Source organism: Vibrio sp. YQ_11, from assembly GCF_043103065.1.
Classification (GTDB): Bacteria; Pseudomonadota; Gammaproteobacteria; order Enterobacterales; family Vibrionaceae; genus Vibrio; species Vibrio parahaemolyticus.
In genome coordinates this window covers 45,527-61,956 of record NZ_JBICJM010000035.1, presented here as the reverse complement: position 1 = coordinate 61,956, position 16,430 = coordinate 45,527, and the positions used below count along the sequence as shown (strand labels likewise).

Below are 16,430 nucleotides of genomic sequence, written 5' to 3'. Positions count from 1 at the left end.
ACGCAAACATTCAACATGAAGTGCATCGCAGACTTGAATACAAATAGATTCGGATATTCGAAGGGGAGATCCTGATCACTGAAACGCAGAAAACACAAAACCAAGGCATACAAACACACTTAATATGCGTAAAGAAAAAGCCCCACAAGCTTTGCCTGTGGGGCTTTTAGTTATTTTTTATCTTTTTTGATAGTGCTTAATTTATCAATTCAAGCAAGTCTTGCTCAGTTTTTATCTCGATACCCAATTCTTGAGCCTTAGTGAGCTTAGAACCTGCATTTTCACCAGCAAATAAAATATCGGTTTTCTTGGAAACACTGCCAGTGACTTTTGCACCCAAAGATTGCAACGCCTCTTTTGCTTCAGTTCGTCCAAGTTGAGATAGTGTACCCGTTAGCACGACAGTTTTACCTTCTAGTGGCAGTGCTGCGCCTTGCTCAGGTGCACTAACTTCTGGCCAGTGGATACCTTGCACAAGGAGATCTTGAACAACAGCTTGGTTTTGCTCTTCTTCAAAGAAAGTCGTAATGTGCTTCGCAACTACCACACCAATATCTTGAACAGCAATAAGTTGTTCTTCCGTTGCAGCTTGAATCGCTTCCAGTGATTTAAAGTGTTGAGCTAGGTTTGCCGCCGTTGCCTCGCCCACTTCTCGAATACCTAACGAGTATAAGAAACGTGGCAAGGTTGTTAACTTCGATTTTTCTAACGCATTAACAATGTTTTGAGCAGATTTTGGCCCCATGCGCTCCAATACGGTTAATACGCCAGCCGAAAGCTTGAACAGATCGGCAGGGGTTTCTACCATTTCACGATCGACCAATTGCTCGATAACTTTGTCACCTAAACCATCAACATCCAACGCTTTACGTGAGACGAAGTGCTTGAGCGCTTGCTTACGTTGAGCTTGACAGACCAAACCGCCAGTACATCGAGTCACCGCCTCCCCTTCGATACGCTCTACGTGCGAACCACAAACAGGACACTGAGTTGGGAAAATAATATCTCGCGCCGTTTCTGGTCGACGCTCTTTGATGACAGAAACCACTTGAGGAATCACATCGCCAGCACGACGAATCACGACCTGATCACCAATCTTTACTTGAAGGCGCTCAATTTCATCCGCATTATGCAGCGTTGCGTTACTCACCGTCACGCCACCAACAAACACGGGCTCTAACTTAGCAACCGGAGTGATCGCTCCCGTTCGGCCAACTTGGAACTCAACTTCATTCAATGTTGTGATTTCTTCTTGAGCCGGGAATTTGTATGCGATCGCCCAACGTGGAGCGCGAGCAACAAAACCCAGGCGCTCTTGAACGGCAATATCGTCAATTTTGATCACGACTCCGTCAATTTCGTAAGGTAATGCATCACGACGCTGCAGAATGTCTTGATAATAAGTTTTTACGTCTGCCAAACTGTCGACTCGCTTGGTCTCTGGACACATTGGCAGCCCCCAAGATTTTATCTGCAGAAAACGCTCATAGTGACTGGCTGCCAAATCAGCCCCTTGCACAACTCCAACACTGTATGCGTAGAAGCTAAGTGGGCGCGAAGCCGTAATACGCGAATCTAATTGACGTAGACTGCCTGCTGCTGCATTGCGAGGGTTCACAAATACTTTTTCGCCCTTCTGACGCGCAAGCTCATTCAACTTTTCAAAGCCTGCTTTCGGCATAAACACTTCACCGCGGACCTCAAGACGAGCTGGCCAGTCATCACCCCTCAGCTTCAGAGGAATGGCATTAATGGTGCGCACGTTTTCAGTGATGTTTTCACCCGTAGTACCATCACCACGCGTTGCCGCTTGAACTAAAATACCGTTTTCATACAACAGACTCACGGCTAAGCCATCTAGCTTTGGTTCACAACAATACTGCTTAATGCTTTCTCCACCGATTCGGTCTTGAGCACGTTTATGAAAGCTGTCGAGTTCACTGTCGTCGAATGCGTTATCCAATGACAACATTGGGACTTCGTGTGTCACCTGACTAAATTCAGAAAGCGGCTTACCCCCCACTCGCTGACTTGGCGAATCAACCGTCACTAAATCAGGATGTTGAGCTTCAATTTCTAGCAGTTCACGCATTAGGCGGTCGTATTCTGCATCTGGAATCTCTGGATTATCTTCCACGTAGTAGCGAACGGCGTGGTAGTGCAACGACTCTTTGAGTTCTTCTAGCCGTTGATGTACTGATTCAGACATAGTAAAGCCCCGTATATTGTCAATCGATGAGGTTGGGAATCCATGAAAAAGGGCTCCAATCGGAGCCCTTTTATAATTGGGTAGTAAGATTATGCGTTAGCCGCATTAAACTCAACTATTTGGCGTCGATAAGCAGCTAAACGGTCAGGAGTCATTAAGTTTCTCTTGTCATCGAGAACATTTCCTCCCATATCATCCGCAATCTGCTGCGCAGTTCTCAACATCAAGTTGAAGTTTTGCTCAGCTTCGCCATAGCAAGGCAACGTCATAAAGAAGGAAATGCCTTTCGTCGAAAACTCTGCGGGATCACCATGCTCAAGTGTGCCCGGATGCATCATGTTAGCCACACTGAACAGCACTTTACCGTTACCAGATAAATCAACATGACGATGGAAGATATGCATCTCGCCATAGATAAGACCATTTTGCTGCATACTGTCAAAAAGTTCAGTGCCAATAAATGGTTCTTCGCCCGCACAATGAACATTCAACACGATCACTTGCATTTCCGGCTCTGGCTTTGGCTCTTCTGGTTGTTCAACAACGGCAGGAGCCACTTCTTCAACCATTTCCATCTCTTGTTTAGACGCATCAAATGCAGAAGGCATGATCTCTTCTTCAATCACCTCTTGCATTGGCTCTTCGACTTCAGACGGCTGAATTGCTACATCTTCAACATCGTTTTTCATCGCGACAAAAGAAGGGATTTCCTCGGCTTTTTCTTTTACAGAAGGCTTTTCTTCTGTCACACCACCAAGCAAGGGATCTGCCTCAAACTTACTATCAAACGTATTTTCCATCCCAAAGTCTGGTTCTTTGCGATCTTTACGGATGATTTCGAAATCGTCTTCAGGGGCAGGAGCGAAACTGCGCTCTTGCTCAACCGAATCTTTATCTCCTTGGTCAACATCCAGCTTACCAAGTGGCTTGTTGCCAAATTTTGCTTTGCCTTCTTTCTTACTGCTCCACAAACCATGAAACAGCAATGCCGCGATGGCTAATGCGCCAACAACAATGAGTACGAATCGCAATTCCTGCATTATTTACTCTCAATATACCTGTTTTTACTACTCGCAATTCCTTGAGCAGCAACCCAAGTGCAATAAATCTGAATGATACGTTTACTTTACCAAAACTATATGTAGGTTTAGAACAACTTAATGCAAGAAGTTCCGTTTTTTGTTGTGATTCTTGCCACGATTCCACTTTGCAAGACCCTAATTGTTAGGGCATTGAAAGAAAATCATCGACAGGTACAATGAGTTCTCACTCACACGAAAATATTGGATATGAAGATTAACAATCAGCAACGAACCGGATTCGGTTACTTCCTATACGGAATTCAATTGGCGCTCTCTCCAGAGATAAGACGTTTTGTCGTGTTACCACTTTTAGCAAATATTATTCTCGTGGGTGGGGCTATCTTCTATCTATTCTCCCACTTGAACATGTGGATTGAAGGTTGGATTGGACAGTTACCAGAGTTTCTCTCTTGGCTCACGTATATCTTGTGGCCCATACTTGCTCTAACGATACTGGCCACCTTCTCTTATTTCTTTAGCACGTTAGCCAACTTTATTGCCGCTCCCTTCAACGGGCTGTTAGCAGAAAAAGTTGAAGAGACGCTAACCGGAAAAAAAATTAATGACGACGGCTTTACGGCTGTTCTAAAAGATGTGCCTCGCGTACTTGCTCGCGAATGGAGAAAACTGCTTTATACACTGCCTAAAGCAATTGGCTTGTTTTTGCTCTTACTTATCCCAGCACTAGGGCAAACTGTCGGCCCGGTTTTATGGTTTATCTTTACCGCGTGGATGCTCGCGATTCAATATTGTGATTACCCGTTCGATAACCACAAAATTCCGTTCAACGACATGCGTTACAAATTGAAACAAAAGCAAGGTAAAGCCTATGGCTTTGGTGTGTTGGTTTCAGTATTCACAACGATTCCAATTTTGAACCTTATCGTCATGCCTGTTGCAATATGCGGTGCGACCGCCATGTGGGTGGCAGAGTTTAAACATCAGCGCTAGGTCAAATTTAGTGAAAGGGAAGGTTGTTCGATGCGCTTCCCTTTCTTTTTACTAAATTCTCGGCCAACCTAATAAGATATAACTTTTTAATCCTTTTCCCTTTTTTTTATACCGCATATTCTTCTATCCATATTCACACAACGTGTAATGAAGGAACATCACTATGAGCAAAATCTACGAAGATAACTCTCTTACCATTGGTAATACGCCCCTAGTTCGCCTAAACAAAGTGAGCAAAGGTAACGTTCTAGCGAAAATTGAAGCACGCAACCCAAGCTTCAGTGTTAAGTGCCGTATCGGTGCAAACATGATTTGGGAAGCAGAAAAAGCTGGCACTTTAAAGCCAGGCGTAGAGCTAGTAGAACCAACCAGTGGTAACACAGGTATCGCATTAGCGTTCGTAGCAGCCGCTCGCGGTTACAAATTGACTCTAACTATGCCTGAATCAATGAGCCTTGAGCGCCGCAAGCTACTTAAAGCACTAGGCGCAAACCTTGAGCTAACTGAAGCAGCGAAAGGCATGAAAGGCGCAATTGCTAAAGCAGAAGAGATCGTAGCAAGCAATCCTGAAAAATACCTTCTTCTACAACAGTTCAACAACCCTGCTAACCCACAAATTCACGAGAAAACAACTGGCCCTGAAATCTGGGATGCGACAGACGGTGAAATCGATGTGCTAGTAGCAGGCGTTGGTACGGGTGGCACTATCACTGGTACAAGCCGTTACATTAAAGGTGAGAAAGGTAAAGCGATCACTTCTGTTGCTGTAGAACCTGCAGAATCACCAGTAATCGCGCAAGCACTAGCAGGCGAAGAAATTCAACCAGCACCACACAAAATCCAAGGTATCGGTGCAGGTTTCATTCCTGGAAACCTAGATTTGGACATTATCGACCGAGTTGAGCCAGTGACTTCTGAAGAAGCAATTGAGATGGCTCGTCGACTAATGGAAGAAGAAGGCATCCTTGCGGGCATCTCTTCAGGCGCCGCTGTCGTTGCTGCGAACCGAATTGCAGAACTACCTGAATTTGAAGGAAAAACCATCGTAACAATTCTGCCAAGCTCTGGTGAACGCTACCTAAGTACGGCGCTATTTGCTGGTATCTTTACCGAAAAAGAGAACCAACAATAATATGTGGTCAAATCAATTTTTCGTCTAAAAAAGCCCCGTTCAGGGGCTTTTTTGTTGATCCCTGCCCTACCTTTGGTAATATCAGGGTGTTTTATTTCTAGCTTCAAAATAAAGAAGCAGAACACAAAAAGGTTTCAAAGTAATTGCGCACGCAAACAGTTGCGTAGTTACCAAACTTTTGACTAGTATCAGAACTGACACGCTTTGAACTCTCCCGTGCTAGCGCACAAGATATAAAGCAGTTAAGCTAAATCTAGTCACAAACTAACAAAAAAATACATTTATTGGGGTATATCACATGTACGAGAAGCAAGTAGAAATCACAGCAGAAAACGGTCTTCACACTCGTCCAGCTGCACAGTTCGTTAAAGAAGCTAAAGCATTCGACGCGGACATCACTGTGACTTCTAACGGTAAAAGCGCTAGCGCTAAGAGCCTATTCAAACTACAAACACTAGGCCTAGTAAAAGGTACTCTTGTTACTATTTCTGCTGAAGGCCCACAAGCTCAGCAAGCTGTAGACCACCTAGTTGCTCTAATGGACCAACTACACTAATCCGGTCTCCTACTCCAGAAGCCATTTTGTGAAAGCAAAATGGCTTCGTTGGAAATAGGCTCAAAACTAAGCTAAAACTATTCGTTAGCGCACCCATTATTCTCCCGTTTTATAAAGTTGACCAAACTTAAGGTAAGGCTATGATTTCAGGCATCCTAGCATCTCCTGGTATTGCAATCGGTAAAGCACTACTACTTCAAGAAGATGAAATTGTCCTAAACACAAACACTATTTCTGATGATCAAGTAGAAGCAGAAGTTGCACGTTTCTTTGACGCTCGTAACAAATCTGCAGCTCAGCTAGAAACTATCAAGCAAAAAGCGCTTGAAACTTTCGGCGAAGAAAAAGAAGCGATCTTTGAAGGTCATATCATGCTTCTTGAAGACGAAGAGCTAGAAGAAGAAATCCTAGCACTTATCAAAAACGACAAGATGACTGCTGATCACGCTATCCACTCAGTGATCGAAGAGCAAGCATGTGCTCTTGAGTCTCTAGACGACGAATACCTAAAAGAACGTGCAACTGACATCCGTGATATCGGTTCTCGTTTCGTGAAGAACGCACTAGGCATCAACATCGTTTCGCTAAGCGACATCAATGAAGAAGTTATCCTAGTTGCTTACGACCTAACGCCATCTGAAACAGCGCAAATCAACCTAGACTACGTGCTGGGTTTTGCTTGTGACATCGGTGGTCGTACTTCACACACTTCTATCATGGCTCGCTCTCTTGAGCTTCCTGCTATCGTTGGTACTAACGACATCACTAAGAAAGTTAAGAATGGCGACATGCTGATTCTTGACGCGATGAACAACAAGATCGTTGTTAATCCATCAGAAGCTGAAGTAGAAGAAGCGAAAGCGGTTAAAGCTGCATTCCTAGCTGAGAAAGAAGAGCTAGCAAAACTTAAAGACCTACACGCAGAAACAACAGATGGTCACCGCGTAGAAGTTTGCGGCAACATCGGTACAGTGAAAGACTGTGACGGTATCATCCGTAACGGTGGTGAAGGCGTTGGTCTGTACCGTACTGAATTCCTATTTATGGACCGTACTGCGCTACCAACTGAAGAAGAACAGTACCAAGCGTACAAAGAAGTTGCAGAAGCAATGAACGGTCAAGCTGTGATCATCCGTACTATGGATATCGGCGGCGATAAAGATCTACCATACATGGATTTACCTCAAGAGATGAACCCGTTCCTAGGTTGGCGTGCAGTACGTATCAGCTTGGATCGTCGTGAAATCCTTCGTGATCAACTACGTGGCATCCTACGTGCGTCTGCACACGGTAAGCTACGTATCATGTTCCCAATGATCATCTCTGTTGAAGAAATCCGCGAGCTTAAGAACGCAATCGAAGAGTACAAAGCAGAGCTACGTGCTGAAGGTCTTGCATTCGACGAAAACATCGAAATCGGTGTAATGGTTGAAACACCTGCAGCAGCAGCGATCGCACACCACCTAGCGAAGGAAGTATCTTTCTTCTCTATCGGCACCAACGACCTTACTCAGTACACTCTAGCGGTAGACCGTGGTAACGAGATGATCTCTCATCTTTACAACCCTCTATCACCAGCTGTACTAACCGTGATCAAGCAAGTTATCGACGCTTCTCACGCTGAAGGTAAGTGGACTGGTATGTGTGGTGAGCTTGCAGGCGATGAACGTGCAACACTTCTACTTCTAGGTATGGGTCTGGATGAGTTCTCAATGAGCGGTATCTCTATCCCTAAAGTGAAGAAAGTTATCCGTAACTCTAACTTCGCAGAAGTGAAAGCAATGGCTGAAGAAGCACTTTCTCTACCTACTGCAGCAGAAATTGAAGCAGTAGTTGAAAAGTTCATTGCTGAGAAAACTCAATAATCAGTAGTACCAAGTTATTCAATACTTAATGGCCATTAGACGGCGAAAAAAGTCGTCTAATGGGCTATATTGGTATACTATAATTCGACAGAATAAAACCAAACCTTAGGAGCATGACACAATGGGTCTGTTTGACAAACTTAAGAAGCTTGTATCTGATGACAGCGCTGACGCTGGTGCAATCGAAATCATCGCACCACTATCTGGTGAAATCGTAAACATTGAAGATGTGCCAGATGTTGTTTTCGCTGAGAAAATCGTTGGTGACGGTATTGCTATCAAGCCAGCAGGCAACAAAATGGTAGCTCCTGTAAACGGTACTATCGGTAAGATCTTCGAAACTAACCACGCATTCTCTATCGAGTCTGACGACGGTGTTGAGCTTTTCGTTCACTTCGGTATCGATACAGTTGAACTTAAAGGCGAAGGCTTCACGCGTATCGCTGAAGAAGGTCAAACTGTTAAAGCTGGCGACACTGTAATTGAATTCGATCTAGCTCTTCTAGAAGAGAAAGCGAAGTCAACACTAACTCCAGTTGTTATCTCTAACATGGACGAAATCAAAGAGCTGAACAAGCTTTCTGGTTCTGTAACTGTTGGTGAAACTCCAGTTCTACGTGTAACTAAGTAATTTTTACTTATCCGAACACGAAAAAACGCTGCCAATGGCAGCGTTTTTTATTATCTGAATTTTTTCTGGTCGATGCGCATCGCTGAAACACGTTCAACTGAGCAAGCCTAGTGCTGAGCTCGGCCTTTGCTTCGCTTGAGCGAGTAATGCAGTTGTCGCATCCTGCAGCACCTGAGAGCGCACCATTTCTGTCGACTCCCGAGCAAAGTCTGTATCTCGAATTCGCCCTTTTGACTCCGAAACACTCCGGTTAATGGTGTTTAAATTATCGATCGTACCACTCACACGGTTCTGAAATCCACCTATTTCACTGCGATGAGAATCAACATACTTTATCGCCGCATCCACCACACTAATGGCAAGCTGAGCGCCTCCTACTGTCGACATATCGAGATCATCAACGGTCACCAACTCACCGGAACCTATATCCATCTCATCGGCAAAATTGCCTTTCCATGTGACGCCTTCTGGCGCATTCAGTGTCGAGGTAAAAAACTGCAATTGATGATCTTGCGTTTCAGAAGCATCGACTACCGATTGCTGGGCATTAATGTAGGTTGCCACTTCTTCAAGGTTATCGCCTACTTTGAGTGTTAATGCTTTAGATTGTGTTTGGCCTTCATTGTCTTGATATTCAAACGCGAACTGTTGGTTATCTCTCGTTACCCGCCAGTCTTTGTCTAAACTGTCACCCAGATAATGTTGCCCGCCCATTTCAGGTATGTGCGTACGCATGTTTCTGAGCGTCAATGATATAGAGTTCGCATTGGCGCCAATATGAAAACTCTGAGAACCATAAGAGCCATTGAAGAGGTTTTTATCCGCGAATGTCGTCGTGATTGCCACACGATCCAATTCATCTTGTAGTGCAATCACTTCTTGTTGAAGACTTGTACGATCATCCTGTTCATGGCTGCCATTTGCGGCCTGAAGCCCGAGAGAGCGTAACCGTTGCAGAATATCACTGCTCTCATGCAACGCGCCTTCTGCGGTTTGAGCGACCGAATAGGCATCGTGAGCATTCCTTAAGGCGACATCAATCCCTCTCGTTTGAACATGGAGAGTATTCGATATTTGTAGGCCTGCAGCATCGTCGCTTGCTGAGTTAATCCGATATCCCGAAGACAGGTTTCTCTGTGACTCAACGTTTTGATCGGCTGCTTGGCTAAGATGTCGCTGCGTCATCATTGCGGCAACATTGGTATTTAAAGAGACCATCTAATCGATATGAATGCCTTGTCGAACATCCTGTTAGGACGCATCTAAATCGGTATAGCCGATAAGCAAAAAGCCAGGGATGAGCCTGGCTTTTGTATCTTGTCGTGTTAGGTAGATTAACCTAGAAGACTTAGCGCTGAGTTTGGCGCTTGTTTCGCTTGCGCAAGGATTGAGCTTGACGCTTGCGATAGAATTTGTGACTTGGTCATTGCCGTCGTTTCTTTCGCGAAGTCGGTATCTTTGATACGGCTCTTCGACGCGTTCACGTTCTCGTTAATGTTGTCCAAGTTGCTGATTGCATGGTTGAAACGGTTCTGGAATGCACCCAGCTCTGCACGGTGGCTGTCTACGTATTTCAGTGCCGCATCAATGATTGCTACTGATTCTTGTGCGCCGCCAACTGAAGTTACGTCGATAGTATCAACCGTAACGTTTTTCTTGTCGTCGCCTAGGCCTAGTTCACCAGACAGACCGCCAGAGAATGACACTTCGCCTTCTACTTTGTTGTTACCAGCAAAGATTTGCAGTTTGCCATCTTGGTCTACTGACGCTTTCACTAGGTCTGTTTGACCGTTGATGTACGTTGCTAGCTCTTCGATGTCATCGCCCGCTTTCGCGTTGATGTTGATTTCTTGCTCTTGACCAAAGCTGTCAGTTAGGCTGATTTTTAGGTCGTTTTTGCCTTGTGCAACGTTCCAGTCTTTGCCTTTACCGCTTTCAGCTTGGTAGCTCACACCGCCCATCATTTTGTTATCTGAGCGCATGTCCTTAAGCTCAAGCATTACTGCTTCACCGTTATCAGCACCGATTTGGAACGATTTCGCACCATGTGTACCGTTTAGTAGCTTGTTACCACCAAAAGATGTGGTTTCTGCGATACGGTTTAGTTCGTCGTTTAGTGCTGTCACTTCTTCTTGAATCGCAACGCGCTCTGCTTTCGAGTTTGAGCCGTTTGCTGATTGTAGAGACAAGTCACGCATACGTTGTAGGATGTTGGTGGTCTCGTTCATTGCACCTTCAGCAGTTTGTGCAATAGAGATACCGTCGTTCGCGTTGCGAACAGCCACATCCAGGCCACGGCTTTGTACGTTCAAACGGTTCGAGATTTGTAGACCCGCAGCGTCATCTTTTGCGCTGTTGATTTTGAAACCTGAAGACAAACGCTCCATTGAGGTTTGTTGTGCTGAGTTTGCGTTGTTTAGGTAACGCTGCGCGGTCATCGCTGATACGTTAGTGTTTACATTCACTGCCATGGTGATTTCTCCAATTGATTTTCCGATGTAGCGGTTTCCGACGTCTCGGAAAACCAAGTAGTTCTCTCAAAGTTACTTCTATTAACGACACCAAATTCAGAAGCTTTAGAAAAAAATTTAAAAAAATAACACTGCGAGATTTGGCTAAAAAAATTGAAGAAAAGTCAGAAAAAGTGCTCAAGTTTCTACAAATTGAGCCGAGAGGGCCAAATTGTACAGAAAAGCATCAAAAATAAGAGATAAGGAAATGAATAGAGAACATAAAAGAAGGAAAATGCAGAAAAGAAAAAGCCCCTTTTCCTTTGAGAGAACTGGGGCTAGGTTGGTCGCCAGAGCCTATGTGGAGATCAAGAGAAATGAACACATTTCCGGCATACCGGGTGCAACTCTACATTGAAAATGATTGGCAGGTGAGAGATGAGAGAGCCATTCATTCTGTTATAAAGTTGCTTGCCAAAAGCCCGCATTCCCATCCACGTCTGAATGTATTGAATACAGGCTAGAGGATACCAATCGTAGTAAATAACTGCCCACCCTAGCTTGCTCAAATGCTCGATAACTATGTTAAAGTTTTTGACTGTAGAATGACTACTTATCGAAAAACTGTTCCTCGTTCTCAAGCATTGAATCTACGCTATTTCTGAACTTTTATTCACTGTAATTGGTATAAACTACTGCAATAGTGACATTGCAGAGTTTGGCAACTGTTTCGCTTGAGCAAGAATCGAAGTACCTGCTTGTTGCAAAATTTGTGCTTTGGTCATTTGCGTTGTTTCTTTCGCAAAGTCCGTGTCTTTAATTCGGCTGTTCGACGCGTCAACGTTTTCTTGGATATTTGCCAAGTTGTTGATGCTGTGGCTCAGACGGTTTTGTTTCGCACCAAGATCCGCACGTTGTGAATCCACGTATTTCAGTGCAGAGTCCAGTACAGAAATCGCGTTCTGAGAGCCTTGAACCGTTGTCATATCAATATCTTGTACTGATGTTCTTACTGGCTCATCACTTAGGCCTAGCTCAGAAGCAAGACCACCAGAGATCGAGATGTCACCCTGAACGTTTGGATGAGCAACAAAAATTTGCAGCTTGCCATCTTCGCTTACAGACGCGTTGATCATGTCTGATTGACCATTGATGTACGTTGCTAGCTCTTCGATGTCATCACCCGCTTTCGCGTTGATATTGATTTCTAGATCATCAACATTACCATCTTCGTCTTCACCCATGCCAGGAAGCGTGATTTTTAGATCGGCTTTAGTTGGATCAACACCCCAATCTTTACCTTTTCCTACTTCAGAGAAGAATGTCACACCGCCCATACGAGTGTCATCTGCACGAATACTAGTTAGACCCATGATCATCGCTTCACCAGAGCTCGCACCGATTTGGAATGCCGCTTCACCGAATGAGCCGTTCAATAGACGACGACCACCGAATGATGTGGTTTCTGCGATACGGTTCAGTTCGTCAACCAACGCCATTGATTCTTCGTTGATTGCCTGACGCTCAGCTGGAGAGTTAGTACCGTTTGATGACTGGATAGCCAAGTCACGCATACGCTGCATCACTGACGTTGCTTCGTTCATCGCACCTTCAGCCGTTTGAGCGATAGAGATACCATCGTTCGCGTTACGCATTGCCACATCAAGACCACGAGACTGTGCCGTTAGACGGTTAGAGATCTGCAGACCTGCTGCATCGTCTTTTGCACTGTTAATTTTGTGACCTGATGATAGACGCTCCATCGAGGTATTCAGCTCGTTGGTCGCTTTATTTAAGTAACGCTGCGCGGTCATCGCGGAGACGTTAGTACTAACTGTTACAGCCATTTTGCTCTCCTTTTGAGTTCGCAAGCTTTTGCGAAGCGGCCAGCTTTACTCTCATTTGGATAAGCACTGACCGTAAAAATTACTTGCTAAATCTGCCTTTAACGCAGGGTTTAGAATCTCGAAATCTGTTCTGACATTATTCAATACAATTTGTGTGCCAACTTATTTAAGATATCGATTCCAAATTAAAATAGATAAATAAACAATAAGTTAGATAACACACTCGCTGTTTTCGACCTCTTTCTCTATGAGATGAAGATATTTTCACACCAAGAGAAGCTTGCCGCTCACATTGCCACTGGTGCCTTTGCCGCATTCGGTAAAAACATGCCGCTCACTCACCTCAACGACATTTGAAATTTCTCGCACTTAAGGCTTGGCACATAAGGCATCAAAATCTCTCGTTGTCGTTATTCGCCGCTGGCCGTCAAATCATTAAATGTAGTTAAACAATGTCAGGTCTTTTGTTTTGCCAAAAGCTTGTTGCGAGGCCTGCAATGCACGCGAGTTCTCACTGAACTCGATCACGGCTTTGGAGTAATCCAAGTCCTCAAAATTGCTCTTTGCTTTTGCCAAAGACAAGTTAAAGTCTTCGTGGTTTTGCTCTTGAATATCGAGCGTGCTCAGCCTTGCACCCACGTCGGTTCGAGCTTTGTTCAAATGGATGAACGCGGCTTGAAATTCCTCTGTCATTTGGTGCAACTTCGCGGTCGCTGATGTATCGGAGACGGATTTATCCGACCAAGACATCGCTTCCTTAAAGGTATCGAAAATACTGAAGGACTCACGTTTTTCGATGCCGATGCTGTCTCCAGGGGTAATTTGCCCTTTCACATGCACTTTAAGTCCTTTGTACTCGATGCCTTTTTCTGGCGAAAATTCGTCAGCGTCCACCACTTTGCCGTTTCGCTCCAATTGGTAGCCAAACTTGCCGTTATTCATATCGACAAACGTCACGCGATAAGAAGCGGTGTCCTTCGCATCCACATTGGTTGCTTTGCTTAGCAGTAAGTCAGAGCCGCTTTGTAAATCGTAACTAGGCTGGTAATCACCAAACGGGTTTGGGATTTCCATGAACAGTTTGCTACCAGGATCGTTCATCGGCATATCCAGCATGCTGGACACTTTCATTTTGCGTTGGTAATCATCACCAGCGTATTGCACGCTGCCATCTTTATCACGATAAAATGGCTGGCTTTTCGGCTTTGTCCCCGCAAACACGTAGTTGCCCGATTCATCTTGCGCATTCACTAAGTTAAGGAAGTTATTTGCAATTTCTTCCAACTCACGCTTTTTCGCTTGTCGGTCTTCGGCAGAAAACGCACCGTTGATCATTTCCATGGTGAGACGTTTCGATTCATCAGCGAAGCTTTCTGCGTTCGCGATGTTCACTTCGTGGTTTTCTAAACGGTTACGCACCAACACAATCGAACTTAAATATTGCTTTAACTGCTCTTGCTGCTGGCCAATATTCTGAATGTAATGCGCAGCCAGCGGATCATCACTTGGTTTAAGCAGCTTCTTACCTGAGGCAAGTTGCTCTTGGTTGTGATGGATCTTGTTCTCTTGGCGACGCAAGTCATTTTGTACGGACTGATAGTTATGGAAACTAGAAATTCGAGTTAACACTTATCTCTTCTCCTTACCTCAGTTGCAAAATGGTGTTGAAGGTGTCATTTGCCGCCTGCATCACGCGTGATGAAGCCATGTAAGCTTGTTGAAACTTCATCATGTTGGCGGCCTCTTCATCGAGGTTCACACCCGCAATCGATGCTACACGTTCTTGAGCGGCTTCATGCTCTAAACGCGCAACCGATGCTAAGCGGTTAGCCGTTGCCGATTTCAAACCCACTTCAGTATTAAGATTGTGGTAAACGTCAATCAAGGTGCTCGATTTACCATCCATCATTTTGTTGGTTTGTAATTGCTGCATCTTTCTCAAGTTGCCGTTACCACCTTCTGACGGCACCAAGTTGGCCGTAAATTTGTCGTTCAGCAGTGCGCCTTCTGTCAGTTCAAAGATGGTTGCATCGCCATTTTTGTATAGCGGATGACTCTTCGGCACTGAGATTTCAATCAGCGGATCATCTTTGTCTAACGGATAAGAGTATTTATCGGACAATAAGTTACCTTTGTTATCGGTAATCTTTAGCCACGCTTTGTCGTGCTTTTCATCGGGCGGCTGAACCGTCACTTCAAACTCTTTTACATCACCCGCTTCACGAATATTGAATTTCGCACTGCCTTGAGCAAACGTCGTAGACGCTTCATAACTTTGTGCGGCAATGGATTTAGCGTCGTTGGTTTCCATCTTGATGATGGCAGCACCACTGCGAGTAGGACGCAGCAGCACTCGTTCGCCAGCGGCAAGGCCTTCGCCGATTTGCACTCTCATGCCATCCAATACGAAGTTAGAATCCGACTGGTCTATATCTATCTGAACTTGCTCGCCTTTCGGTGTTGTCACGCTGTAGCGATCACCATCGAAGCGCAGCGCATATTCGCCACCTTTCAACGCCGAAATATCATCGACATAAACGGCAACGTCCGCTTTCGAGTTTGGTGCAGTAAACACTCGTGATTTAGCCACCAGCTCAGAATTCACATCGGTGAAAACGTCTTTACCGATTTTGCCGTTGAGATCCAAACCTTGCGATTGCAGTTGGTTGACCTTGTAAGAGAATCCGGTAGCTAAGCGCCCCATTTCATCCAGCAGTTGCGGAATGTGTTTATCACGCATGTCGAGTAGCGCGCCGATTTTGCCGTCCATGTCGTCGGCCTTAATCGCTTTGATGCCATCGCCTTCGACCATCGCTAGACGTCGTTGGTGCACGTCTGGGTAACCATCAATCATTTTTAATTGGCTTGCCTCTGTGCCCGACACCAAGGTATGACCATTGCCGATGTGCACGTTGAAGCCTTCAGCGTTTTTACGTGGGGTCACAGTGACCTTAGTGTATTCCGACAGCTCGGTAATCAGCTTTTCATGCTGATCCATCAAATCGTTATGTGGACCAGGAGTGCGCATCATCAAGCGGTGGATGTCACGAATTTCTAGCGCCAGTTGGTTAATGCGCTCAATGCCCATGTCCAATTTTTTATTGGTCACGTCTGACTGCAGTCGCACCGTTTCGTGAAAGTCGTTTAATGTGTCTGAAAAGATTTTTGCCTTTTCCAACACAACTTTACGCGCACCTAAATCGTTTGGTGTGTCTGCCATGGTTTTCACAGCATCAAACCACTCGTTGAGGTTTTCTGGGATCTTCTTCGATGCAACAGAGCTCAACATGCTAGAAAGCATGTCTAAGTTATCTTGGGTATCCGTTTTATTCGCATTGCTTGTAGAGGACAGGTTGAGTTCATTAACGGCAAATTGGTCCCACGAGCGGCGAACATTTTCCACATGCACACCCATGCCGTAGGTCGAACCACCAAACATACGTGGATCGTTGGTACCCTGAATCACTGACTGACGGCTGTAACCTTCTGTATTAACATTAGAAATGTTATGACCAGTAGTATTTAACTGCCTCTGAGCAGTAAGCACACTTTGAGTACCTACATTCAGAAGATCTGACGCCATACCTGCCCCCAAAAACGAAATAAGATCGGTAAATACCGATCACCTAGACAAGTAAAAGCAAAAGATGTGCCAAGTGGAATTTAGAGTAGTAAATTCAGGTAAAATAAAGGCTTGCACGATGGCA

Annotated in this window: 12 protein-coding genes; 5 read left to right on the top strand and 7 right to left on the bottom strand. The window is 44.9% G+C overall.

Annotated features, from left to right (window positions below; translation table 11 throughout):
• Positions 1-196 precede the first annotated feature (196 nt).
• Complete coding sequence (gene ligA / locus ACF8EG_RS13735; protein ID WP_031820434.1) at positions 197-2,209, bottom strand: NAD-dependent DNA ligase LigA; 2,013 nt, start codon at positions 2,207-2,209, stop codon at positions 197-199.
• Between the two features lie 89 nt (positions 2,210-2,298).
• Positions 2,299-3,249 carry a cell division protein ZipA gene (gene zipA / locus ACF8EG_RS13730; protein ID WP_169609219.1) on the bottom strand — a complete coding sequence of 317 codons (951 nt, stop codon included), beginning with the start codon at positions 3,247-3,249 and terminating at the stop codon, positions 2,299-2,301.
• 249 nt (positions 3,250-3,498) lie between these two features.
• On the opposite strand from zipA, the gene cysZ reads away from it, so the two are divergent.
• The 5 genes from cysZ (at position 3,499) to crr (ending at position 8,426) form a co-directional block, all read left to right on the top strand.
• Entirely contained in the window at positions 3,499-4,242 is a 744-nt protein-coding gene (cysZ, locus tag ACF8EG_RS13725; RefSeq protein WP_169609217.1) for a sulfate transporter CysZ, read from the top strand.
• A 163-nt stretch (positions 4,243-4,405) separates the two neighbouring features.
• Positions 4,406-5,374: a cysteine synthase A gene (cysK, locus tag ACF8EG_RS13720; protein ID WP_005489833.1), complete on the top strand. Its 969-nt coding sequence runs from the start codon at positions 4,406-4,408 to the stop codon at positions 5,372-5,374.
• Positions 5,375-5,672: 298 nt separating this feature from the next.
• Positions 5,673-5,930: an HPr family phosphocarrier protein gene (locus ACF8EG_RS13715; RefSeq protein ID WP_005436894.1), complete on the top strand. Its 258-nt coding sequence runs from the start codon at positions 5,673-5,675 to the stop codon at positions 5,928-5,930.
• Positions 5,931-6,070: 140 nt separating this feature from the next.
• Positions 6,071-7,795: a phosphoenolpyruvate-protein phosphotransferase PtsI gene (gene ptsI, locus ACF8EG_RS13710; protein WP_005489822.1), complete on the top strand. Its 1,725-nt coding sequence runs from the start codon at positions 6,071-6,073 to the stop codon at positions 7,793-7,795.
• A gap of 121 nt (positions 7,796-7,916) precedes the next feature.
• A complete protein-coding gene (gene crr, locus ACF8EG_RS13705; RefSeq protein ID WP_005382041.1) occupies positions 7,917-8,426 on the top strand; it encodes a PTS glucose transporter subunit IIA in 510 nt (169 codons plus the stop codon).
• A gap of 93 nt (positions 8,427-8,519) precedes the next feature.
• Here crr and ACF8EG_RS13700 read toward each other — a convergent pair whose 3' ends face one another.
• The 5 genes from ACF8EG_RS13700 to flgK form a co-directional block, all read right to left on the bottom strand.
• A complete protein-coding gene (locus tag ACF8EG_RS13700) occupies positions 8,520-9,644 on the bottom strand; it encodes a flagellin (RefSeq protein ID WP_169609215.1) in 1,125 nt (374 codons plus the stop codon).
• Between the two features lie 116 nt (positions 9,645-9,760).
• On the bottom strand, positions 9,761-10,897 hold the full coding sequence (locus ACF8EG_RS13695; protein ID WP_005481079.1) for a flagellin: 1,137 nt from the start codon (positions 10,895-10,897) through the stop codon (positions 9,761-9,763).
• 671 nt (positions 10,898-11,568) lie between these two features.
• Positions 11,569-12,723, bottom strand: coding sequence for a flagellin (locus tag ACF8EG_RS13690; RefSeq protein ID WP_005462278.1), 1,155 nt, complete (start codon positions 12,721-12,723; stop codon positions 11,569-11,571).
• 435 nt (positions 12,724-13,158) lie between these two features.
• Positions 13,159-14,352 (bottom strand): flagellar hook-associated protein FlgL, encoded by a 1,194-nt coding sequence (gene flgL / locus ACF8EG_RS13685; protein ID WP_005482245.1) that lies wholly within the window; start codon positions 14,350-14,352, stop codon positions 13,159-13,161.
• Positions 14,353-14,365: 13 nt separating this feature from the next.
• Complete coding sequence (flgK, locus tag ACF8EG_RS13680; RefSeq protein ID WP_206926142.1) at positions 14,366-16,306, bottom strand: flagellar hook-associated protein FlgK; 1,941 nt, start codon at positions 16,304-16,306, stop codon at positions 14,366-14,368.
• Positions 16,307-16,430 lie beyond the last annotated feature (124 nt).

Excerpts from the sequence above, each read along its gene's own strand:
- zipA (WP_169609219.1), bottom strand. The coding sequence starts at position 3,249 with ATGCAGGAATTGCGATTCGTACTCATTGTTGTTGGCGCATTAGCCATC.
- ACF8EG_RS13700 (WP_169609215.1), bottom strand. The coding sequence starts at position 9,644 with ATGGTCTCTTTAAATACCAATGTTGCCGCAATGATGACGCAGCGACAT.
- ptsI (WP_005489822.1), top strand. The coding sequence starts at position 6,071 with ATGATTTCAGGCATCCTAGCATCTCCTGGTATTGCAATCGGTAAAGCA.
- ligA (WP_031820434.1), bottom strand. The coding sequence starts at position 2,209 with ATGTCTGAATCAGTACATCAACGGCTAGAAGAACTCAAAGAGTCGTTG.
- ACF8EG_RS13715 (WP_005436894.1), top strand. The coding sequence starts at position 5,673 with ATGTACGAGAAGCAAGTAGAAATCACAGCAGAAAACGGTCTTCACACT.
- crr (WP_005382041.1), top strand. The coding sequence starts at position 7,917 with ATGGGTCTGTTTGACAAACTTAAGAAGCTTGTATCTGATGACAGCGCT.
- cysZ (WP_169609217.1), top strand. The coding sequence starts at position 3,499 with ATGAAGATTAACAATCAGCAACGAACCGGATTCGGTTACTTCCTATAC.
- ACF8EG_RS13690 (WP_005462278.1), bottom strand. The coding sequence starts at position 12,723 with ATGGCTGTAACAGTTAGTACTAACGTCTCCGCGATGACCGCGCAGCGT.
- cysK (WP_005489833.1), top strand. The coding sequence starts at position 4,406 with ATGAGCAAAATCTACGAAGATAACTCTCTTACCATTGGTAATACGCCC.
- ACF8EG_RS13695 (WP_005481079.1), bottom strand. The coding sequence starts at position 10,897 with ATGGCAGTGAATGTAAACACTAACGTATCAGCGATGACCGCGCAGCGT.
- flgK (WP_206926142.1), bottom strand. The coding sequence starts at position 16,306 with ATGGCGTCAGATCTTCTGAATGTAGGTACTCAAAGTGTGCTTACTGCT.